A 443-nucleotide genomic window follows, 5' to 3' on the forward strand; every position below is an offset into this window, starting at 1 on the left:
GGCGAGGGACGAGTCGTGAAGCGCATGACCAGGGCGTGGGTTACGGACCTCTTCGGTCTGGGGGCTTTGATCTGTGGTGTTGCGGCGGTGTGGGCCGGGAGTCTGTAGCTTTCCGGCGGTTGAAGGAAAGCGCCGATGGGGTGGCAGGGGAACCTGGGCAGGGGGTGGGTGCCAGGAGGCACGCTGTTTCCAGGTCTCGTTGAGAGGAAGCGTGTTGGTGTGATGCCTTCCTGAGGCACTGCCGGCGGACGAGGGCCGCAGGCCGGATCGGCCTCCGGCGCCCTGCCCCTGGCTCCCGCCTCCCGGCTACCGAGCCAGCTCCGCCGATCGCACCGCCCCCGACACCAGGGCAACCCCCACCCCCACGCTCCCGAACACCCCGCACCCGATGAACACCGGCGCCACCCCCCACACCCCGATCGCCGCCCCGACCACCGGGTAGC

The 443-nt window shown here is 70.4% G+C and carries 1 pseudogene; it reads right to left on the reverse strand.

The annotated features are described in order from the left end of the window. Nucleotides 1-306: 306 nt before the first annotated feature. Nucleotides 307-443 (reverse strand): annotated as a pseudogene (locus RM844_RS32850) (MFS transporter); the annotation flags it as partial.

The sequence above is a fragment of the Streptomyces chisholmiae genome, assembly GCF_031845445.1.
Lineage (GTDB): Bacteria > Actinomycetota > Actinomycetes > Streptomycetales > Streptomycetaceae > Streptomyces > Streptomyces chisholmiae.